This window comes from Asanoa sp. NPDC049573 (genome assembly GCF_040676615.1).
Classification (GTDB): Bacteria; Actinomycetota; Actinomycetes; order Mycobacteriales; family Micromonosporaceae; genus Asanoa.
Genome location: NZ_JBFAPI010000020.1, coordinates 13184 through 33491, shown reverse-complemented (window position 1 = coordinate 33491; position 20308 = coordinate 13184). Strand labels below are relative to the sequence as shown.

Below are 20308 nucleotides of genomic sequence, written 5' to 3'. Positions count from 1 at the left end.
GGACCTCAGGGTGCGTCGGGCGCCGCCGCTTCCGCTCCCGGCGACGGGGTGGTGGTCGTGCTGCCGTTGACCGTAGCCGTCGCTGTGATCGTCTTCTTCGCCACGGGGCCACCGCCGACCGTCATCAGCAGATAGCTGTGCTTGGCCGTCTGGCCCGGGTCCCAGTCACCACACGGGAACGAGAACGACTCCGAGCCCCACGCGCCGTAGGTGTCGTAGATCCCGTGGCCGTCGACCGAGATGGTGACCTTGTCGGTGCCGGTCACCCGCCACTCCACGGTCACCTCGCGGCCGTTGGGCCACTGGCCGGACGGGCACTGCGGCTTCTGCTTGATCCGGAAGTACTCGATCCACGGGTCCTTCCGGACGTTGCCGTTGTCGTTGCCGTCGGTGTTGCCGGCACTGGCGGACGCCGTCGGTGACGGGCTGACGTCGACGTCGGTCGGCGTGTCCTCGCCGATCGAGTACGACGTGCCCGGCGACGGCGTGTCCGACGCGAGATCGGTGTCGCCCTTGTCGCCACACGCCGACAGCAGCGTTGCCGCAACGGCGGTGAGCAGCACCATCGGGATCCGGAAGGTCCTCATGGCTACACACGGTAGAAACCGATTGAGCCGGGCGAATCCCGCTTTCGTGCCGCGTCACCGTCGCGTTCCCGACGCCAACCCGATCGGGTCAGGACGGAACCCGGATCCGCCCCTCGACGGCGGCCAGCGCGATGTCCCGCCGGATCACCGCGTCGGCCAGCGACACCTGGTCGACCAGCGCGTACGCGGCATCCCGAGCAACGGAAAGGTCGGCGCCGGTCGCCGTCACCGATAACACCCGCCCGCCCGCGGTGACCAGTTCCCCGCCCGCGGCCCGCGCCGTACCCGCGTGGATGAAGCCCGCGCCGGACACCCCGGTGATCACATCGCCGCTACGCGACGACGACGGGTAGCCGGCCGACGCGACGACCACGGTGACCGCGGCACCCGGCTTCCACCGCAACGGCGGCACGGCGGCCAACGAACCGGTCGCCGCCGCCCGCAACACCTCGGCCAACGGCGTCTCCAGCAGCGCGAGCACGACCTGCGTCTCCGGGTCGCCGAAGCGCGCGTTGAACTCGATCACCTTCGGACCGCCGCGGGTCAATGCCAGCCCGACGTAGAGCAGGCCGGCGAACGGCGTGCCCCGCCGGCGCATCTCGGCCAGCGTCGGGTGCACGACCCGCGCCAGCACGTCGTCGACCAGCGACGGCGGCGCCCACGGCAGCGGTGCGTACGCACCCATCCCGCCGGTGTTGGGCCCCGTGTCGCCCTCGCCGACCCGCTTGAAGTCCTGCGCCGGCAGCAGCGGCACCGCGGTCTCGCCGTCGGTGACGACGAACAGCGACACCTCCGGCCCGTCGAGGTATTCCTCGATCACCACCCGCTCGCACGCCGCAGCGTGCGCGAGCGCGGCGTCGCGGTCGTCGGTGACCAGCACGCCCTTGCCCGCGGCGAGCCCGTCGTCCTTGACCACGTAGGGCGCGCCGAACCGGTCGAGTGCCGCCGCGACCTGCGCCGGGTCGGTGGTGGACACCGCGCCGCCGGTCGGCACGCCGGCCGCAGCCATGACCTCCTTGGCGAAGGTCTTGGAACCCTCCAGTCGCGCCGCCGCCGCCGTCGGCCCGAAGCAGGCGATGCCCTTGGCCCGGACGGCATCGGCGACACCCGCCACCAGCGGCGCCTCGGGCCCGACCACGACCAGGTCCGCGCCGACCTCGACGGCCAGCGCGGCCACCGCGTCGGGGTTGGTTGCCTCGACCGGCCGCAACTCGGCAACCTCGGCGATGCCGGGGTTGCCGGGCGCCGCGATCAACGTGACATCGGGAGAAGCCGCCAGACCGAGGGCGAGGGCATGCTCGCGCCCGCCGCTACCAATGAGAAGAATGCGCACGATGTCGGATCCTAGGCCACCCGGAGAAGCTCATGACGGACGACGTTCTCCTCGCGGCCGGGGCCGACGCCCACGACCGACACGCGCGCGCCGCACAGCTCCTCGATCCGCTCCACGTAGGACCGGGCCGCCGCCGGCAGCTCGTCGAAGCTGCGCGCCTTGGAGATGTCTTCCCACCAGCCGTCGTGCTCCTCGTAGACCGGCACCGCGTGGTGGAAGTCGGTCTGCGACATCGGCATGTCGGCGTGGATGGTGCCGTTGATCTCGTACCCGACGCAGATCGGCACCTTCTCCAGCCCGGTCAACACGTCGAGCTTGGTGATCACCAGGTCGGTGATGCCGTTGAGCCGCACCGCGTAGCGCGCGACCACCGCGTCGAACCAGCCACACCGCCGCTCGCGACCGGTCGTCGTGCCGTATTCGGCACCCACCTTGCGCAGGTGCGCACCGTTTTCGTCGAAGAGCTCGGTCGGGAAGGGACCAGAGCCGACCCGGGTGGTGTACGCCTTCGCGACGCCGATCACCTGGGTCACCGCGGTCGGCGGGATCCCGGCGCCCACGCAGGCGCCACCGGCGGTCGGGTTGGACGACGTCACGAACGGATAGGTGCCGTGGTCCATGTCGAGCATGGTCGCCTGGGCGCCCTCCATCAGCACGATCTCGCCCCGGTCGAGCGCCGACCAGAGGATCTCGCGGGTCTCGGCGATGTAGGGGCGCAGCCGTTCGGCGTACGCCAGATATTCCTCGACCACCGCGTCGGCGTCGATCGCCTTGCGGTTGTAGACCTTGAACAGGGTCTGGTTCTTCTCCCGCAGCGTCAGCTCGAGCTTCTTGCGCAGGATGCCGGGGTCGAGCAGATCCTGCACCCGGATGCCCATCCGCGCGACCTTGTCGCCGTAGGCCGGCCCGATCCCCCGCCCCGTGGTGCCGATCCGGGCCGAGCCCAGGTAGCGCTCGACGACCCGGTCCAGGGCCCGGTGGTGCGGCATGATCAGGTGCGCGTCGCCGGAGATGCGCAGGCGCGACACGTCGACGCCGCGCTCCGCGAGACCGTCGATCTCGGCCAGCAGCACCTTGGGGTCGATCACCACGCCGTTGCCGATCACGATCACCGCGTTGGGCGAGAGAGCACCCGACGGCATCAGGTGCAGGGCGTACTTCTGCCCGTCTGGGGTGATCACGGTGTGACCGGCGTTGTTGCCGCCCGAGTAGCGGACGACGTAGTCGACCTGCCCGCCAAGCAGGTCGGTAACCTTGCCTTTGCCCTCGTCGCCCCACTGCGCGCCGAGAAGCACTATCGCTGGCATCTTTTCGACCGCCTCCACGGGGCTCGGGTGCCAGGGTGGCGACCACTTGGCGAGCCCGAGATGTCAGGCTAACAACAAACCGAAGAACGGCTGGACGCGACAGCGTTCACGCGCGAGGAGACCGACCGTGTACGACGTGGTCCTGCTGACCCTGGCCGAAGGGGCGGGTGAGGCGTGTTGCGGCGCGGACGCCTGCGCTTCGCACGCCAAGGCCGACACCCTGCGGGCGCCCGTGCGGGCCTGCGTCGATGCGCTGGTCGCTGCCGGTGCGCGGGTCGAGACGGTCACCGCACACGACGACAAGGACATCGACGCGGTCCTGGCGCGGTTCGACGCTCCCGCCCGGCCCGACGGCCTGACCTGGCCGGACGGCGACAGCAAGACCCGCCTGGTGGTCGCCGCGGCGACCGACGGTCAGTTGCGGCACGTCGTGCGCAGGCTTGTCCGGCGGTACGCGCCGGCGCCCAGCCGCCGCCCCGCCGACCTCGCCGGCAACCGGACGGTGCCCGACCTACCGGCGTTGGGCGTACTCCCGATGGGTCCGGCTTCTCGTGATCTTGTTTCGCAGCTCGGCCTGCCGCGCGACCCGGCCGCAGTGGCGGCGGCCGTGCTCGACGGCCCGGTCAAGCGGCTCGACCTGTTGCGCAACGACGCCGGCTCGGTCACCCTCGACGGCGCGCTGATCGGCGGCCGCGACGAGAACATGCTGTTGCCCTGGCGCGGCCGGGTCGAGGTCGACGACGCCGTGCTGAGCGACGGCGACGACCCGGTGCTGGCCTGCGCGGTCGGCAACGCCGCCGGTTATGCCGATCTCGACGGGTTGCCGCTGTTGACCGGTGCCGACCCGACCTCCGGGCAACTCGAGGTCGCGGTCGCCGTGCCGGTGGTGTCGCGCACGCTGCTCGGGCGACCCAAGGCGCGTGTCGAGGTGCGCCGGGCCCGTGGCCGCGCGGTCGCGGTGCTGCCCCGCGACGAGGAGATCCCATTCGTCGACGACGGGGTCAAGGGCACCCTGACCCGCAAGCGATCCTGGTGGATCGAGCCGGGCGCCTGGGCCGTTTACACCCACTGATCTCCTGCGGTGCAACCACCGAAGCGTGTTCGCCTTACGCTTGGGGCGGTAGTGACCGCTGCTTGTGGAGGTGACCGGCGTGGTTGACGATTCGGACCGGGTCTACCGGCCGGGAGGCAACGGTGCCGCGCAGTGGCGCGGTGCCGAGCAGCCGTGGCCGCCGGACGACACCGAGGCCGGGTCCGACGACCAGGATCCCGGTGCGCCCGAGGTGCCGCCACCACCGCCACCGATCCGGGTGCCGGCGCCGCCCGCACCACCACCGATCAACCGGCCCGGCCTGCCAGCACCCAACGCGGGACGCCCGGCCGGAAACCCGGCACCGCCACCACCGCCGGTGCGGCAACCCGGCCAGCCCGTGCAACCGCCGGCACCGCCACCGCCGCCGTTCTCTAACCACCCCGGCGTTGGCCACCCCGGTGGCGGGCAGCCTGGTCCGGCTGCCGGCCAATATGGCGTTCCGGCCCAACAGGGCGGTCAGGTCTACGGTCGCCCGCCGGCGCAGCCCGGCCCTCCCCCCGCACCGCACCAGGCCGGCTCCCAGGTCCCACCGCACCAGGCCGGCTCCCAGGTCCCACCGCACCAGGCCGGTTCCCCGGCCGCACCGCCACAGGCCGGCTCCGCGGCCGCGCCCCACCAGGCCGGGCCGCCGACTGCACCGCACCAGGCCTGGCCCCCTGCCACCGGCAACATGCCACCCCCGCCGGCGCAGCCGACGTCAGCCCAGCCAATTACGGCGCAGCCAACCTCGGCCCAGCCGATGCCGGCACAACCAACCTCGGCCCAGCCGATGCCAGCGCAACCAACCTCGGCCCAGCCGATGCCGGCACAACCAACCTCGGCCCAGCCGATGCCAGCGCAACCAACCTCGGCCCAGCCGATGCCGGCGCAACCAACTTCGGCCCAGCCGATGCCAGCGCCGCCGACCTCGGCCCAGCCGCTCCCGGGACAGCCGGCGCACCCGCCGGCCGGCCCGACCCCACCGCCTTACCGGCCGCCGACGACGCCACCCGGCCAGCACGGCGCGGCGCAGCAGGCCGCGGCCATGCCGATGCAACGCGCCGCCGACGGCCCGCCCACCGGCACGCCCTGGTCACAACCCCCGCAGCGGCCGACCTCCCCGCCGGCGCCGCCACACCCCGCGACCGCCCACCCGACGTCCGGCCAGCCGGGCCACCCGGCCCAGCCGCCCGCCGCCGAGCCCGCCGACCCGCTGCCGCCCGAGGTCGCGCCGGGTGTTGTCGAGGTGCCGCAACAGGGCGTCTACCGGATGCCGACCCCGTCGACGCCGCCGGCAACCGCCAACCCGCGCGCCGCCGAGCGGACCCCCGACGCCGGCGTGCCGACCGCCGACGACTTCGCCCGCCGGCGCGCCCTGCGGCCGCCGGATCCGATCGCCACGAGTGGCGTGCGCGCGGTGCTCAACAAGACCTCGATGGGCGTGTTCAAGCTCCCGCCCGGCGCACACGAGCGCAGCCGGCGCCAGGAGATCGAGACCGTCCGCCGCAACTTCGGCGGGTTGCGCCAGGTCACCGTGGTCAACCCCAAGGGCGGCGCCGGCAAGACGGTGGCGATCCTGCTGCTCGCGATGACGTTCGGGCAGAACCGCGGCGGCTACGTGCTGGCCTGGGACAACAACGAGACCCAGGGCACCCTGGGCATGCGGGCCTCGCAGGACTTCCACAACCGCACCGTGCGTGACCTGCTCCGCGACCTCGCGCAGTTTCGCACCGCACAGGGCCGGGTCGGCGACCTGTCGCAGTACGTGCGGGCGCAGGGCGAGGGCATGTTCGACGTGCTCGCGTCCGACGAGTCGGCGACCGCGGGCGAGATGCTCACCGCCGCCGCGTTCGCGCACATCCGTGACGTGGTCAGCCGCTTCTACAAATTGATTTTCGTGGACACCGGCAACAACGTACGCGCGCAGAACTGGCAGGCCGCGATCGACGCGACCGACCAACTCGTGGTCACCATGTCGGCGCGAAACGACTCCGCCGAGACCGCCGCCCGGATGCTTGACCACCTGGAGCAGACCGGCCGGCACCGGCTGGTCCGCCAGGCGGTGACGGTGGTCTCGATGCCGCCGTCGCGGCGCGAGATCGACCTGCCGCCGATCGAGAGCCACTTCGCCGCGCGTACCCGAGCGGTGTTGTTGGCACCTTATGAGCGGTTGATCGACACCGGCGAGCCGATCCGCTACACGGGCATCAGCAAGGAGAGCCGCGACGCCTGGTTGAAGATCGCCGCGGCCGTGGCGGAGGGCCTCTAGCCGGCGAGGGCGTCGGCCGCCGCGGGGTCGCAGTCGCGCAGGAACTGGGCGCAGCGGGCGGCCTCGTCGGCCTCGCCGATCTCGTCGGCCGCCCGGGAGAGCACGTAGAGGCTGTGCAGGAAGCCCCGGTTGCCCTCGTGCGACCAGGGCACCGGGCCGTGGCCCTTCCAGCCGTTGCGGCGCAACTGGTCAAGGCCGCGGTGGTAGCCCGTGCGGGCGTAGGCGTAGGCGGTCACCGCGTGCCCACCGTCGAGCGCCCGTTGACCGAGCGCCGCCCACGCGGCGCTGAACGTCGGGTGCGCGGCCGCGACCTGCTCGTAGGCGGCGTCGGTGCCGTCCTTCTCGGCCACCTCGAGCGCGGCGGCGGCGGGCTCGTCGACCGGGATCAGGGTCGCCGGCGGCTCGGGCATCAGGTTCTGCATCCGCTCATTCAACCGCGCGACCGGCTGCGGACGGTGACTGAACGGCTGAGGCTTTCGTCACGCGCTCGGCCGGTGTGTTGACCGACCGTCAGGACTAGAAATAGAAGTCCGGAGCCTCCCCAGGACCCGGTGCGAGAGCCCGGCAGCGCCGGGCTCTCGCGTACGTTGTGGTGCGTGCCGACCCCACCCCCCGCCGACATCGTCGCCCTGCCCGACTCGACCCCCGACGAGATCGAGTCGCGCGAGGAACTCGACCACCACCTGCGCCGCGGCAGCCTCGCCGGCCTGACCGTGCAGGGCCTGCGCCTCGACCTCGACCCGGTCCCGGAGCTGGCCGGCGTCGACGTGACCGGCACGCTGTTCGTCGGCTGCCGGTTCCAGACACCGGAGATCCAGGCCGCGCTGGTGCTGCGCGGCGCACACGTCATTCCGGCCTTCCCGGACCTGCCGTTCCCGACCCACCCGTCGCGCCTCTACACCCCGGCCGACCTGTCGGCCGGCTTCGCGACCGGTGGCTTCGCCGGGATGTACGACACGCTGGTCTACGACCACTTCCGGGCGGCCGGCGGCGCGACACCGCAGATCCGCGAGGCGCTGGCGCAGCGGTTGCACGACCACGCGATCGACAACGGCCTGGCCGACGTCACCCGGACGTGGGTCGCCGAGCACGGCGCCGACACCGTCGTCGGCGTGATGGGCGGCCACGCGGTGCCGCGCGGCTCGGCCGCCTACCGGCTCGCCGCGACGCTGGGTTGGGAGCTGACCCGGGCCGGCCAGCTGATCGTCACCGGCGGCGGCCCCGGCGTGATGGAGGCGGCCAACCTCGGCGCCTTCTTCTCCGGTCGCGCCGCCGACGAGCTGACCAGCGCGATCGACGAACTCGCGACGGCGCCCGACTTCCTCGACCACGATCCGTTCACCGCCGCGGCGCTGCGGGTCCGCGAACGGTTCGCGCCCACCGGCGACGACTGGCCGCGCGCGGGTGGCCTGGCCATACCCACCTGGTTGTACGGGCACGAGCCGGCCAACCTGTTCGCCGGCCGGATCGCGAAATACTTCTCCAACGCGATCCGTGAAGACATGATCCTGCGGCTGGCCCGCGGCGGCATCGTGTTCGCACCCGGCCGGGCCGGCACGGTGCAGGAGGTCTTCCAGGCCGCGACAAAGACCTTCTACGGCACCGACGGCGCGAGTGGCGCCTACGTCTTCCTGGACACCGACTACTGGACGAAGACGCTGCCGATCGAGAGCCTGCTCCGCCCGCTGATGGCCCTCTCCCGGTTCGGCGACCTGTCGTCGACCATCCACGTCACCGACGACGTGGCCGAAGCCGTGCGGGTGTTGACCAAGCCGGCCTAGGCAACCCGGGAACGGGGCAGGCAGCACTTCTTGTATTTGGCGCCCGACCCGCACCAACAGGCTTCGTTGCGCGCCGGCGGCCATGGCTGACCGGCGCCCTGTCCGTCGAGCCCGTTGACGTAGTCGTCGAACACGTCGTCGGCCACCGGGTCGTCGGCGGCGCGCGAATCGATCAACGCTTCGAGCCCCGCGGCGGAGCCGCGCACCAGCCGCAGGCCCACGGGGAGACCCTCCTCGGCGCGCGCGGCGAGGACGCGTTCGATGTCAGCTCGATGCTCGTCCCAGGTCGGGCCGCAGATCCGGGCGATCTCCGGCAGCCGCCGGGACAGCTCATCGAACTCGGCGCTCGGGAAGAAGAGCACGGGCTCGCTCAGCTCCGCCTCGAGTTGCGCGCGCTCCTCCTCCTGGACCGCCGCCTCCAGCTCCTCGGCCGTCTCGTCGAGCGAGTCGTGCGGGAGGCCCAGCCCGTGTCGCACCTCGTGGCGCTCCGTCAGCAACGCGAAGAGGACCATGGTCGCGACCCGGCCGGCGTCGTCGTCCGGTTCGTCCTCGGGCACCGCTTGCTGCGCCTCGGCGACGGCCTCGGTCAGCCACTCGTGCGCGAGTTCGTCGCGATCGCCGGCCAGCAGCGCTTCGGTGATCTCGGCCGCGGCGTCCGGATCGCTGGTCAACAGGGGCCGAAGCGGGGTCAGCTCGGCCATCGCCTCGTCGGCGCGGTCGAGCAGGAACAGCAGCCGGGCGCGGAACATCCGGGCGAACTCGGACGGTGAGCCGTGCGCCCCGTGTGCGTCGATGACCCGCTCGGTCAACGCGAGGCTCGCGGCCGGGTCGTCCGCCTCCAGGAGCAACTCGGCGGCCATGCCCAGCACGATCGAGGCGTCCTGGGGATCGGCCAGCCGGCCGCCGTCGACGGCGGCGACGAGTTCGGCCGCGCCGGCCGCCGGCTCGCCACGGTCGGCCGCCCGCGTGGCGATCAGTTCCAGCTCTTCGGCATCGAGTGCGGATGCGGTGGTCACCGGGAAACCCTAGACCTCAGGCGATCGGCACTCGGCGCCAGAAGCCGATGGGCCAGGTCACCTCGGGGCGGCTGGACAGGCCGTTCTCGTCCATCGCGTTGTATACGGCGAGCCGGGCGCCCTCGAAGCGCAACTCGATGGCGTCGAGCAGCCGCGGCCGCCACTTCGACGGCAGGATCCGCTCGATGACGTTGACCTCGCGCAGCCGGCGCCCGGTGACGGCGGCCAGCGCGGGGTGCCCGGCCGCCCGCCAGTCGAGCCGCAGGCCCGGCCAGTCCAGCGGCATCGACATGTCGACCTGGTCCCAGCTGATGCCGCACTCGTCGAACTTGCGGTGGGTGATCTCGACGTTGGTGTCGCCGAAGCCGAGGATCACCGGCCCCTCGGCGAACCACGAGTCGCGGTCGCGGTCCCACATCACCCAGGCGCCGGCCAGCGTGCGGTCGATCAGGCGGTCGAATCTGGCACGATGCACCGCCGCCAGGGCGCGGGCCCTGTGGTGCCACTGCGGCGCGTACCCCTCGATGGCCAATGCCACGGACATCGGTCGATCATACTCAAATCGGTCAGTAGACCACAAAACGATGGCCGGCCCCGAACGAGGGACCGGCCATCGGACGTGCTTACTTGGCGAGCGTGGTCCCGGTCGAGCGGAGGTCTTCGCACGCGTGCGCCACCCGCTTGGCCATGCCTTCCTCGGCCGCCTTGCCCCAGGCGCGCGGGTCGTACACCTTCTTGTTGCCGACCTCGCCGTCAACCTTGAGCACGCCGTCATAGTTCTTGAACATGTGGTCGGCGACCGGCCGCGTGAACGCGTACTGCGTGTCGGTGTCGATGTTCATCTTGACCACGCCGTAGTCGAGCGCCTCGCGGATCTCCGAGAGCAGCGAACCGGAGCCGCCGTGGAAGACCAGCGACAGCGGCTTCTCCTTGCCGGTGCGGGCGCCGACCGCGTCCTGGATCTCCTTGAGGATCTCGGGACGCAGCTTCACGTTGCCCGGCTTGTAGACGCCGTGCACGTTGCCGAAGGTCAACGCCGCCATGTAGCGGCCCTTCTCGCCCAGACCGAGCTTGTCGACCATGGCCAGGCCGTCTTCGACGGTGGTGTAGAGCTTGTGGTTTATGGCGTTCTCGACGCCGTCTTCCTCGCCGCCGACCACGCCGACCTCGATCTCCAGCACGACGTGTGCGGCCGCGGCCTCGGCCAGCAACTCGGCGGCGATGTCGAGGTTCTCGTCGAGCGGCACCGCGGAGCCGTCCCACATGTGCGACTGGAACAGCGGCGCCTCGCCCCGCGCGACCCGCTCCTTGGAGATGGCGAGCAGCGGCCGGACGTATTTGTCGAGCTTGTCCTTCGGGCAGTGGTCGGTGTGCAGCGCGATGTTGACCGGGTAGTTCTTGGCAACCTCGTGCGCGTAGGCGGCGAGCGAAACAGCGCCGCTGACCATGTTCTTGACGGTGGGACCGGAGAGGTATTCGGCACCACCGGTCGAGACCTGGATGATGCCGTCGCTCTCCGCCTCGGCGAAGCCGCGCAGGGCCGCGTTGAGCGACTGCGACGACGTCACGTTGATGGCGGGATAGGCGAACGCGCCGGCCTTGGCGCGATCGAGCATTTCGGCGTACACCTCGGGCGAAGCGATGGGCATGTCTGCCGCTCCTTGTCTACCGGTCACGTGTGCCGGACCGCGCTGTCCTCCGCGAGAAGTATCCCGCAACAGCAGAATGCCCTGACAGGCAGGTCAGTCGTTCTCGGCGCGCGGCTCCGGCACGACGAAGCTCAACACCCAGCTCACCACGGCCATCACGATCGCGCCCCAGAACGCGGGCCAGAAACCGTCGATCGCGAACGGGAGGTCGAACTGTTGACCGATCCAGTCAGTGAGCAGGAAGAGGAGGGCGTTGACGACGAGGGCGATCAGGCCCAGGGTCAGGATGTAGAAAACGCACCCGACGACCTTGATGATCGGTTTCAGGATCGCGTTGACAACTCCGAAGATCACGGCAACCACGAGCACCGTCAGGGCGGTGTGGCCGGCGTTGCTGCCGCCCACCTCGATGCCGGGCACGACCAACGCCGTGATCCACAGGGCGATCGCGTTGATGATCACCCGGATCAGCATTCCCATGGCACCCATCGTGACACCGCCGCGCACCCGTCGGCGCTCCCTGGTTTGCGGCCGCTGCCCGGCGGGCAAGCAGCACCGGCCGTACGGTGGGTTAGGAAGGAGGCGGCGCCGATGACCCAGCCAGACGAAGAGCTTGACCTGGAGGCACCCGAAGCCGACGTGAGTGAGCAGGCCACGCCGGCGGAGCCCGATGACGCCGACGGTCATGACGACCGGGTGCGCACCGGCGCCGAGGTGCCGGAGGCCGACGCCGTCGAGCAGTCACGGGCCGTGGTCGGCGACGACGACTATCGCTAGGTCCCGTCTCGCACAGCTCTGGGGTTGGCCGCGACCCAGTCGGTCAGCCGGTTCTCCTTGATCGCCACGAACACCGGCGTGCTGCGGGCCGGGTCGAGCCGCTCGTACTCGACGTTGTCGATGGTCACCCCGCGGAAGTCGGAGCCGATGTCGACCGCGGTGACGGTGTCGATCTCGGTGGCCACCCGGAGCAGTTGCGGCGTTGTCACCTCCGCGCCGGCAACGGAGATGCCGTCCGTGGCGGCGCGCACCACCCGGGCCAGTTGGATCGGGTCGGAAACCGAACTGCTCAGCAATCCGCGTACGAAGGCCCGCCCGTTGGCGTCGCGGTCGTAGACGCCGTGCGGCAGTCGGCGCTGGCGGAGCAGGTCGAGCATGCTGCGCCCGTCGAGCCGCTGGCAGCCCGCCGGGTAGACCCGGTCGCCGCGCCGCGCGGGCACCGGCCGATCGAGGCAGATCTGCACGCCACCCAGCGCGTCGGTGACCGCCCGCAACCCCGAGAACCGCACGGTGACCGTCGCGTCGACCGGCACCCCCGTGGTGGCGGTGATCGTGCGGGCGGTCAGGTCGGCGCCGGCTGGTAGATCGGGCGCCTGCCCTTTGCGCTGGCTGCCGAAGTAGAAGGTTTCGCCGAGCCGGGCCCGGCCGCGGTCGGGAATCTCCACCAGCAGGTCGCGCGGCAGCGAGACCAGGTAGGCGGTGTGGCTGCCGGCCGGCACGTGCACGACCAGCACCGTGTCGGCCCGGTAGCTGCGGCCGCCGTCGTCGTCGACGCCGAGCACGGCCACGGTCAACGGCCGGTCGACCGGTGGGGCGGCGCCGGGCAGCATCGTGTTCTCGATCTCGGGCAGCGCCGCGGTGGTGTTCAGCGCGAACGGCAGCGAGGCGGCGGCGATCAGGGCCGCGGCGGCACCGGTCAGCCGGCGGGTCAGGCGGTGCCGGCGACGGCGTACGACCGCGCGATCGATGGCCTCGCGCAGCGGAGCGGACGGCGGCGCGAGTGTCTCGTGCCGCTCGAAGGTCTCGCGCAGTTGCTCTTCGATCATGGGCAGGTCTCCACCATTTCCGCCCGCAGGGTCGCAAGGGCCCGCGAGATCGACGACCGTACCGTGCCGACCGCGCAGCCGAGGATCTCGGCGATCTCGGCATCCGGCAGGTCTTCGTAGTAACGCAGCACCAGGGCCGCGCGTTGCGCCTTGGGCAACCGGGCGAGCCAGGTCCAGATCTGGTCGCGGTCGGCGGTGGTCTGTGCGTGGTCGACGGGCGAGACGCGGGATGCCTCGTCGGGCTCGGCGCGCAGCAGCACCCGGCGCAGCCAGGAGCCGCGCCGCCAGTCCAGGTACTGATTCGTGATCATCCGGCGTACGTAGCGGTCGGGCGCGTCGGCGCGGGCCACTTTCCGCCAGTTGAGCTGGACCCGGACCATCGTCTCCTGCACCAGGTCCTGGGCCAGGTGTGGATCACCGCAGAGCATCACGGCGTACCGGAGCATCGCGCCGAGTTGAACATCGGCGAACTCCTCGTACGTCAGCGGCGTCACGGGTACCTCCGGGTGGCTCTGCCAGGACGACGCGTACGGGCGCGAAAAGCGCTGCGATGATCACCGATATTCAGCCGTTCGGCCAGACTAACGTGCGCGGTATCGCGATATTGATCTCCGATAACTAGGCTGCGCATCGATCCCTGGGGAGGATGCCGGATGCTGCGCAGGATCGCGCGCACGCTGATCGCCGGATGCGGCGCGGTCGCCGCCGCGCTCGCCATCGCCCCGCCGCCCGCCTCCGCCGCCCCCGAAATCGTCGCCGTCTCCATGCGCGACGTGACCGTCGCGATCGGCGGGCCCGGTGCGGTCGCCGGCGTCACGCTCATCGCGGCCGAGCCGGTGGTACTCGACGACGTCGTGGTCACCTACGACTTCAGCGCGCTGGCCGGGGTGGCCGAGCTGGTGCCGCTGCCCGGCTGCTCCCTTGTGGACAGCTCGATCCTCACCTGCACGCGCGACCAGCTGCGGCTCGGCGCCAGCCCGTTGCCCGGGCAGTTCGACGTCGTGGTGCGTGCGGTCGACGGCACGTCCGGCGGTGAAGGACCGCTGCAGCTGAGCATCAGCAGCGGCGACGTCGGGCTCTCCTCCAGCACGTCGTCGTGGGTGCGGGTGGGCGACGGCGTCGACCTGGTGGCCGGCCCGCCGAGTTCGCTGAGCCGCCGGCCGGGCGAGTCGTTCACGCTTCCGTTGCGGGTCGACGTCGCCGGCGCGACCGAGGTCAACGACCCGAGGGTCTACTTCAGCGACGTGTACGCGTTCCGCGCGACCCGCAAGTTCAACAACTGCCTCTACGTGCTCGACCGAGTCCGTAGCTGCACGTTCGCGGGCCTGTTCACGCCCGGCGCCAGCTACACCGCGGTCATGCCGTTCCTGGTCGGCGCCGACACGGCGGCACCGGCGACCCGCGAGCTGACGGCGACCTGGTTCACCGCGGCCCAGGCCGAAGACTACGAGTCGTTCCTGGCCGGGCACGGTTACTCGGGCGGCGAGCCCGGCACCGACGGCGATCTGCCGTTGACCGGGTTGCTGGCGTTGCGGCCGTTGCCGCCACAGGCCGACACCGTGCCGAGCAACAACGCGAGTTCGTTGTCGGTGGCGATCACCGGCCGCAACGGTCTCGACCTGGCCGCCGTCGGCGTGGCGTTGTCCGGCCCGGTCGGCGCGGTCCGGTCGATGTCGGTGGGGTTGCGCAACGACGGCCCGGCGGCGCTCGACGACCACAACGGCGCCGCGGTCGCGGTCGACGTGACCGTCCCGCCGGGCACGACGGCGACGGCGGTGCCCGGCGAGTGCGCACCGCTGGTCAACGGCGTCGCTTCGGCCACCGACGGTGGCACGCCCGGTGCCGCCGCCTACCGTTGCCGGCCCGACCTGCCGGTCTACCCCGACCTCACCGTCGGGTTCGCCTTCGACCTGCGGATCGACCGGGCCGGCCGAGCCGACGGCGGGGTCGTGGTGACCGGCGTCGCCGACCTCTCCGCGTCAAACGACCGGGCCGCGATCGTGGTCAACGGCCCGGCCGACCCGGCGCCCTCGGGCGGTGGCGGCGGTCTCCCCATCACGGGTGCGCCGGCCGGCACGCTGGCCGGTCTCGGCGTCCTCCTGATCTTCGTCGGCGCCTGCGCCGTCGCATTGGCGCGCACCCGCGCCAACTGAGTCCAAGCAACGGGGAGAACCACCGGACATGCGAACCACCCCTCTCTGGCGCGCGCTCGCCGTCATCGGCGCGGTGTCCGCGCTGGTCGCGACCGGCGTGGCGCCGGCGGCGGCCGCGATACCCAGCGGCAACTTCGACTTCCGGGCGCTCGGCGCCCGCATCAACGGCGCGGTCGGCGACCAGGCCGAGATCAAGCTGGGCTTCCGCAACGACGGCCCGGCGCCCTCCGACCGCAGCGACAGCGGCCACCCGGTGACGACCGTCGACGTCACCGTGCCGTCGGGAACGACCGCGGTTGCCGTGCCCCAGGGTTGCGCGCCGCGCGAGGGCAGGGCCTTCCGTTGCTCGCCGGGCCCCGTGGTCGCGGTCGGCGAGACCATCACGTTCCCGTTCACGCTGCGCATCGACGCGGCCGGCGCGGGCCGCGGCTCGGTCGCGATCAACGTCGCCTGCCAATGCGACGGCGCCAACATCGACCTCAACTCCGGGAACGACACGGCGCCCATCGAGATCAACGTGGCCGCCGAAACCGGCGGCCAGCCCGGCGGCCTGCCGGTGACCGGAGCGACCGCAACCTTGATCGCCGGCGCGGGCGGCCTGCTCCTGGTGGCCGGTGTCGTCGGTTTGGTGATCGCCTGGCGCCACCGCAAGCGGTTCGTCGCCTGACGGCCCGCCTTTCCCGGGTTTGTCCGCCCCGCCGACCCCGGCTTGCCAGGCCCGGTAGCCTTTGTGCCCGTGGAGACGACGCGCGCCCTAGCCGAGAACCTCGCCTTCAACCCGTTGGACCCGAAGGACCTGGTGCACACCTTCGGCCTCTACGGCGTGTGGGCGATCCTGTTCGCCGAGACGGGCCTGCTGATCGGCTTCTTCTTCCCCGGCGACTCGCTGCTGTTCCTGGCCGGCGTTGCGGCAACCCCGGTGGCCGACGCGATCTTCGGCGACGGCACCAAGCTGTCGTTGGCGGGCCTGCTGATCGGCGCGCCGGTCTGCGCGGTCATCGGCGCCCAACTGGGCCACCTGCTGGGCGCCCGCTACGGCGCACGGATGTTCGACAAGCCCGACTCCCGCCTCTTCAAGCGCGAGTACGTCGAAAAAGCCGAACACTATTTCCAGAAGTTCGGCCCGGCCAAGGCGGTAGTCCTGGCCCGCTTCATCCCGATCGTCCGCACGTTCCTCAACCCGGTAGCCGGCGTTCTGGGCATGCCGGCCAAGCAGTTCCTCATCTGGAACATCGTCGGCGCGATCCTCTGGACCGACGGCATCATCCTGATCGGCTACCTGCTCGCCGGCCGCATCTACGACGCCATCGGCACCCACATCGACCGCTACATCCTGCCGTTCGTGGCCCTCATCGTCCTGATCTCGGTCCTCCCGATCATCATCGAGGTGATCCGCGACCGCCGCGCCCGCAAGCGCGCCAAGGAAATGGCGATCATCGGCGTCGCCCCGGTGGCCGGCCTGGCCGAGGCGACCGAGGAAAAGACGCGCCGCGGCAACCACCGCGCCCCGTAGCGAGATCCGCCAGGACCGCGCCGCCAGGTCGTCGATACCGTCCTTGTTGCCGGGTCGGCCCCGAGCGCGCCTCTCGGCGGCACCGCTTCCCTACCGGGCCGGCGCTCGCCGCCGTTGCCGCAACCCATTGGGATCACGGTGCCCTCGCGAAGGCCGTGGTCGCTCCGCGCGAACCATGGTCAGCTTCCATACGTCGCGACGCCCACCGTGTTGCGGGGCGTTGCCGCAAGCCGGCGCTGGTCCGCATACCTCCACAACGGTCCGCGGTCGCGCGATAGGTAGGAACGCCAACCGTGTTGCGGGCGTTGTCGCAACCGCGATCGCAGAGCCTCGCCGCTGAACACCCGCGACGGACCGCGGTCGCGCCACCGGTAGGGAGCCAGCCGTGTCGCAGGCCGGGGTCGGAACACGAGCCAGATCACCGCGCCGCACATCCTTGCCGGTCGCTTCATATGTAGCGGCGCCAACCGTGTTGCGAGGCGTTGCCGCAACCCACGATCACCGCATCGCAGCTGAAGACCCGCGACGGACCGCGACCGCGACCGGCATGAACGCCAACCGTCTTGCGCCGCGTTGCCGCAACCCGCGCTCGCACCGCATCGCCGCTGAACGCCGGCGGCTGAACGCCAGCGACGGACCGCGGCCGCACGATAGGTAGCAACGCCAACCGCGTTGCTTGCCGTTGCCGCAACCCACGATCGCACCGCATCGCCCCTGAACGCCGGCGGCTGAACGCCAGCGACGGACCGCGACCGCCCGATAGGTAGCAACGCCAACCGCGTTGCTTGCCGCCGCAACCCACGATCGCACCGCATCGCCGCTGAACGTCGGCGGCTGAACGCCAGCGACGGACCGCGGCCGGGCGACAGGTAGGAACGCCAACCGCGTTGCTTGCCGTTGCCGCAACCCGCGCTCGCACCGCATCGCCCCTGAGAACATCTGCGACGTAGCGCGACCGCCCGATAGGTAGGAACGCCGACCGTGTTGCGCGGCGTTGCCGCAACCCACGATCGCACCAACCTCGCCGCTGAAACCCCGCGACGGACCGCGACCGCCCGACAGTTAGGAACGCCAACCGAGTTGCGCAACGCGACAACAAAGGGAGATTGCCCGACATAGGCAACGAACCCATGCGCCCAGGCGACGCCGACGGTTCAGGCGCCAGCCGGAGGTGGTTGGTCGGTGAGGTCCGCGGCGCGGCCCAGAGCCAACGCGCGATAGGTCAGATGCGCGGCCTCTTCGAGGTTGCGGGCGCGTTTGTGCGCGAGCTCCACGCTGTCCGCCAGCACCGAGCAGCCGTGCCGGCTGAGGATCAGGCAGTTGGTGCCGTCGGCCGCGGCTAGGGCGGCCGCCTCGGCCAGCTCGGAGGTCCCGGGCGGGAAGAACGGCACGGTCGCGACCCGGCGCACGTAGAAGGCGTGGTCGGTGGTCAGCAGCCGCACGCGCTCGCCGAGGGCGTCGAGCAACAGTGCCATCTGGGGATGCAGATGGATGATCGCCGTCACGTCGGGGCGGGCCCGGTAGGTCGCCAGGTGCAGCGCTACTTCAGAGCTCGGTGCGGGCGCGGAGGAGCCAGTTGGCACCATCGCGCCGTCGCTGATCCGGACGTGCGCGAACGAACGGCGGTCGAGCCGGTCCAACCAGGTGCCGGCGCCGGTCACCCAGCAGGCGTCATCGCCCGGTCGGCGAGCCGACAGGTTGCCACCTGAGCCGACCACCAGGCCGGCACGAACCACCTCGGCACCGACCTCCGCGAGCAGGTCGCGTAGGTCGCGCGCGTCTTCGGACCCGGCGTCGAGTCTTGGAGGCGACGCCGGGCCAGTGGCGCTCACCGCGTCAGCGGGCGGCCTTCTTGGTGGCCCGCTTGCGCGGCGGCGTGAGCAGATCGGCAATCGTCGCGATCGCCGACGGAACGAGCCGGTAGTAGGCCCACACGCCGCGCTTCTCCCGCTCGAGCAGCCCCGCCTCGGTCAGGATCCGGAGGTGGTGGCTCACGGTCGGCTGGGACAGGCCCAGTGGTGCGGTCAGGTCGCAGACGCAGGCCTCGCCTTCCGGTGCCGACTGGATGAGGCTCAGCAGCCTCAGTCGGGCCGGGTCGGCGAGCGCCTTGAGCACCCCGGCGAGGCGCTCGGCGTCGGCACGTTCGATTGGCTCGCCGGCAAGCGGCGAGATCTGAGGCATGGTCATTTCAGCCAACGCAGTTCCCACGTATTCCATCCTTCCACTTACAGCATCGACCCGCCTGCATATGAGCAGGTCCGAATCGGCAAACTTTTACGCCACTAGGCCGAGGTCAGCCATCGAGTAGGCCGCCTTGTAGGAGAGCCCGGCCGCCCGAATGGCGTCCCCTGCTCCCCGATCGACGATAACCGCTACGCCAACCACCTCAGCCCCGGCTTCCCGGAGCGCCTCGACGGCGGTCAACGGGCTTTGTCCTGTCGTGGAGGCGTCTTCCACCACAAGCACCCGTCGTCCGGCAACATCAGGACCCTCGATCCGGCGCTGGAGACCGTGCGCCTTGGCCGTCTTGCGGACGACGAACGCGTCGAGCGGACGCCCGGTCGACGCCGCCGCATGGAGCATGGCGGTCGCCACCGGATCGGCACCGAGGGTGAGGCCACCCACCGCGTCGAAGTCCCAGTCGGAAGTCAGGTCGAGCATGACGCGTCCGACCAACGGTGCGGACGCATAGTGAAGAGCCACGCGACGGAGATCGACATACCAGTCGGCCTCACGCCCTGAGGAAAGCACCACGCGGCCGTGCACGACGGCGCGGTCAGTGATGAATTTACGCAGGTCGTCGTGGTCCCCCATGGTGGAGAAGCGTACTGGTCGATCCTGTGAACCTGCTGGGCGCCCCACCAGGGATCGGGAAATTTCGCCCTTTAGCGAACGGTCGCCGGACGACCGGCGGTCACAGGTTGTCGCGACCGATGCGGCCGCGGGTGTCGTTGGCGACGCGCGCGAACAACCCTCGCGGTGCGTGCCGCATGCCAAACACCGCGACCTTGTATTTCCAGTTCGGCACGCTCACGAGCCGGCCACGGGCCAGATCCCGCAACCCGTCGGCGACCACGTCGTCGGCCTCCAACCACAACCAAGAGGGGGTTTTCGACACGTCGATACCCGCGCGACTGTGGAATTCGGTGCGGGTATATCCGGGACAGAGGGCCATCACGTGTACGCCGTACCGACCGACCGCGCGTCCGATCGACTCACTGAAATGGGTGACCCAGGCTTTGCTCGCCGGGTATGTCGAGCCCGGCATGACGGGTGCGAATGACGAGGCCGAAGAGACGTTGATCACAGCACCATTGCCGCGCTCGGTCATCGCCGGCAGGGCCGCATGCGTAAGTCGCATGACGGCGAACACGTTGAGCCGGAGCAACCACGCCTCGTCGTCGGCAGTCGTCTTGAGGAACGACCGGTTGAGGGTCGCCCCGGCGTTGTTGACCAACAGGTCGACGTGACCGCCGAGCCGTTCGGCGACCGCGGCCAGGCCGGGCTCCGTCGACAGATCGGCGCTGAGCACCGAGACATTGCCGCCGAGTGAGGCGGCGAGGGCGTCGAGGCGGTCGGCGTCGCGGGCGACCAGGACGAGGTCGTAGCCGTCGGCGGCGAGCCGACGCGCGAACGCGGCACCGATGCCCGCGGTGGCGCCGGTGACAAGGGCGGTCGGCACGAGGCGATCCTTCACATGGCGGGTGGTCGACGCCAGGTCCGTCGGGTCGACCAGGGCAATGGAGACAGCGGAAGGGCGGTCGACACCGAGTCACTCGACTCGACCAGGAGCAAGAGAGACAGC

The 20308-nt window shown here is 71.1% G+C and carries 21 protein-coding genes; 7 read left to right on the top strand and 14 right to left on the bottom strand.

Annotation, left to right across the window (positions count from 1 at the left end):
• Window positions 1–5: 5 nt before the first annotated feature.
• The 3 genes from AB0J74_RS32330 to AB0J74_RS32320 all read right to left on the bottom strand — a co-directional run bounded on the left by AB0J74_RS32330 (window position 6) and on the right by AB0J74_RS32320 (window position 3227).
• On the bottom strand, window positions 6–587 hold the full coding sequence (locus AB0J74_RS32330; protein ID WP_363454767.1) for a hypothetical protein: 582 nt from the start codon (window positions 585–587) through the stop codon (window positions 6–8).
• Window positions 588–675: 88 nt separating this feature from the next.
• Window positions 676–1920 carry a phosphoribosylamine--glycine ligase gene (gene purD, locus AB0J74_RS32325; protein WP_363454764.1) on the bottom strand — a complete coding sequence of 415 codons (1245 nt, stop codon included), beginning with the start codon at window positions 1918–1920 and terminating at the stop codon, window positions 676–678.
• Between the two features lie 11 nt (window positions 1921–1931).
• The gene (locus AB0J74_RS32320; RefSeq protein ID WP_363454761.1) at window positions 1932–3227 is read right to left on the bottom strand and encodes an adenylosuccinate synthase; all 1296 of its coding nucleotides are present in this window, start codon (window positions 3225–3227) and stop codon (window positions 1932–1934) included.
• A 151-nt stretch (window positions 3228–3378) separates the two neighbouring features.
• Here AB0J74_RS32320 and AB0J74_RS32315 point away from each other — a divergent pair, with 151 nt between their 5' ends.
• Both AB0J74_RS32315 and AB0J74_RS32310 read left to right on the top strand, forming a co-directional pair.
• On the top strand, window positions 3379–4299 hold the full coding sequence (locus AB0J74_RS32315) for a diacylglycerol kinase family protein (RefSeq protein WP_363454956.1): 921 nt from the start codon (window positions 3379–3381) through the stop codon (window positions 4297–4299).
• Window positions 4300–4378: 79 nt separating this feature from the next.
• Entirely contained in the window at window positions 4379–6568 is a 2190-nt protein-coding gene (locus tag AB0J74_RS32310; RefSeq protein ID WP_363454758.1) for a chromosome partitioning protein, read from the top strand.
• Here AB0J74_RS32310 and AB0J74_RS32305 read toward each other — a convergent pair.
• Window positions 6565–6990 carry a DUF3151 domain-containing protein gene (locus tag AB0J74_RS32305; protein ID WP_363454754.1) on the bottom strand — a complete coding sequence of 142 codons (426 nt, stop codon included), beginning with the start codon at window positions 6988–6990 and terminating at the stop codon, window positions 6565–6567. The genes AB0J74_RS32310 and AB0J74_RS32305 overlap by 4 nt on opposite strands.
• Window positions 6991–7164: 174 nt before the next feature.
• Here AB0J74_RS32305 and AB0J74_RS32300 point away from each other — a divergent pair, with 174 nt between their 5' ends.
• Entirely contained in the window at window positions 7165–8349 is a 1185-nt protein-coding gene (locus AB0J74_RS32300) for a hypothetical protein (RefSeq protein ID WP_363454751.1), read from the top strand.
• Here the strand turns inward: AB0J74_RS32300 and AB0J74_RS32295 are convergent.
• From AB0J74_RS32295 to AB0J74_RS32280, 4 genes are all read right to left on the bottom strand, one after another.
• Window positions 8346–9365 carry an SEC-C domain-containing protein gene (locus tag AB0J74_RS32295; protein WP_363454748.1) on the bottom strand — a complete coding sequence of 340 codons (1020 nt, stop codon included), beginning with the start codon at window positions 9363–9365 and terminating at the stop codon, window positions 8346–8348. The genes AB0J74_RS32300 and AB0J74_RS32295 overlap by 4 nt on opposite strands.
• A 16-nt stretch (window positions 9366–9381) precedes the next feature.
• Complete coding sequence (locus AB0J74_RS32290; protein ID WP_363454745.1) at window positions 9382–9909, bottom strand: hypothetical protein; 528 nt, start codon at window positions 9907–9909, stop codon at window positions 9382–9384.
• Between the two features lie 79 nt (window positions 9910–9988).
• The gene (gene fbaA, locus AB0J74_RS32285; protein ID WP_363454742.1) at window positions 9989–11014 is read right to left on the bottom strand and encodes a class II fructose-bisphosphate aldolase; all 1026 of its coding nucleotides are present in this window, start codon (window positions 11012–11014) and stop codon (window positions 9989–9991) included.
• Window positions 11015–11107: 93 nt separating this feature from the next.
• Entirely contained in the window at window positions 11108–11494 is a 387-nt protein-coding gene (locus tag AB0J74_RS32280; protein WP_363454740.1) for a phage holin family protein, read from the bottom strand.
• A gap of 111 nt (window positions 11495–11605) precedes the next feature.
• Here AB0J74_RS32280 and AB0J74_RS32275 point away from each other — a divergent pair, with 111 nt between their 5' ends.
• The gene (locus AB0J74_RS32275; RefSeq protein ID WP_363454737.1) at window positions 11606–11791 is read left to right on the top strand and encodes a hypothetical protein; all 186 of its coding nucleotides are present in this window, start codon (window positions 11606–11608) and stop codon (window positions 11789–11791) included.
• On the opposite strand, the gene AB0J74_RS32270 is transcribed toward AB0J74_RS32275, so the two are convergent.
• Together AB0J74_RS32270 and AB0J74_RS32265 are read right to left on the bottom strand one after the other, a co-directional pair.
• Complete coding sequence (locus tag AB0J74_RS32270) at window positions 11788–12837, bottom strand: LCP family protein (RefSeq protein ID WP_363454734.1); 1050 nt, start codon at window positions 12835–12837, stop codon at window positions 11788–11790. The genes AB0J74_RS32275 and AB0J74_RS32270 overlap by 4 nt on opposite strands.
• Window positions 12834–13331, bottom strand: coding sequence for a SigE family RNA polymerase sigma factor (locus AB0J74_RS32265; protein ID WP_308442587.1), 498 nt, complete (start codon window positions 13329–13331; stop codon window positions 12834–12836). Before AB0J74_RS32265 ends, AB0J74_RS32270 begins: the two co-directional genes overlap by 4 nt.
• A gap of 159 nt (window positions 13332–13490) precedes the next feature.
• Here AB0J74_RS32265 and AB0J74_RS32260 point away from each other — a divergent pair, with 159 nt between their 5' ends.
• The 3 genes from AB0J74_RS32260 to AB0J74_RS32250 all read left to right on the top strand — a co-directional run bounded on the left by AB0J74_RS32260 (window position 13491) and on the right by AB0J74_RS32250 (window position 16503).
• Window positions 13491–14990, top strand: coding sequence for a hypothetical protein (locus AB0J74_RS32260; protein WP_363454729.1), 1500 nt, complete (start codon window positions 13491–13493; stop codon window positions 14988–14990).
• Window positions 14991–15018: 28 nt separating this feature from the next.
• Entirely contained in the window at window positions 15019–15657 is a 639-nt protein-coding gene (locus AB0J74_RS32255; protein ID WP_363454727.1) for a hypothetical protein, read from the top strand.
• 69 nt (window positions 15658–15726) lie between these two features.
• Window positions 15727–16503: a DedA family protein gene (locus tag AB0J74_RS32250; RefSeq protein ID WP_363454724.1), complete on the top strand. Its 777-nt coding sequence runs from the start codon at window positions 15727–15729 to the stop codon at window positions 16501–16503.
• Window positions 16504–17657: 1154 nt separating this feature from the next.
• On the opposite strand, the gene AB0J74_RS32245 is transcribed toward AB0J74_RS32250, so the two are convergent.
• The 4 genes from AB0J74_RS32245 to AB0J74_RS32230 all read right to left on the bottom strand — a co-directional run bounded on the left by AB0J74_RS32245 (window position 17658) and on the right by AB0J74_RS32230 (window position 20185).
• Window positions 17658–18335, bottom strand: a complete 678-nt coding sequence (locus AB0J74_RS32245; RefSeq protein WP_363454721.1) for a class II aldolase/adducin family protein — start codon at window positions 18333–18335, stop codon at window positions 17658–17660.
• A 4-nt stretch (window positions 18336–18339) separates the two neighbouring features.
• Window positions 18340–18720 (bottom strand): metalloregulator ArsR/SmtB family transcription factor, encoded by a 381-nt coding sequence (locus AB0J74_RS32240; RefSeq protein WP_089254755.1) that lies wholly within the window; start codon window positions 18718–18720, stop codon window positions 18340–18342.
• 57 nt (window positions 18721–18777) lie between these two features.
• On the bottom strand, window positions 18778–19317 hold the full coding sequence (gene pyrE, locus AB0J74_RS32235; protein WP_363454718.1) for an orotate phosphoribosyltransferase: 540 nt from the start codon (window positions 19315–19317) through the stop codon (window positions 18778–18780).
• 100 nt (window positions 19318–19417) lie between these two features.
• Entirely contained in the window at window positions 19418–20185 is a 768-nt protein-coding gene (locus AB0J74_RS32230) for an SDR family oxidoreductase (RefSeq protein ID WP_363454715.1), read from the bottom strand.
• Window positions 20186–20308: the final 123 nt, after the last annotated feature.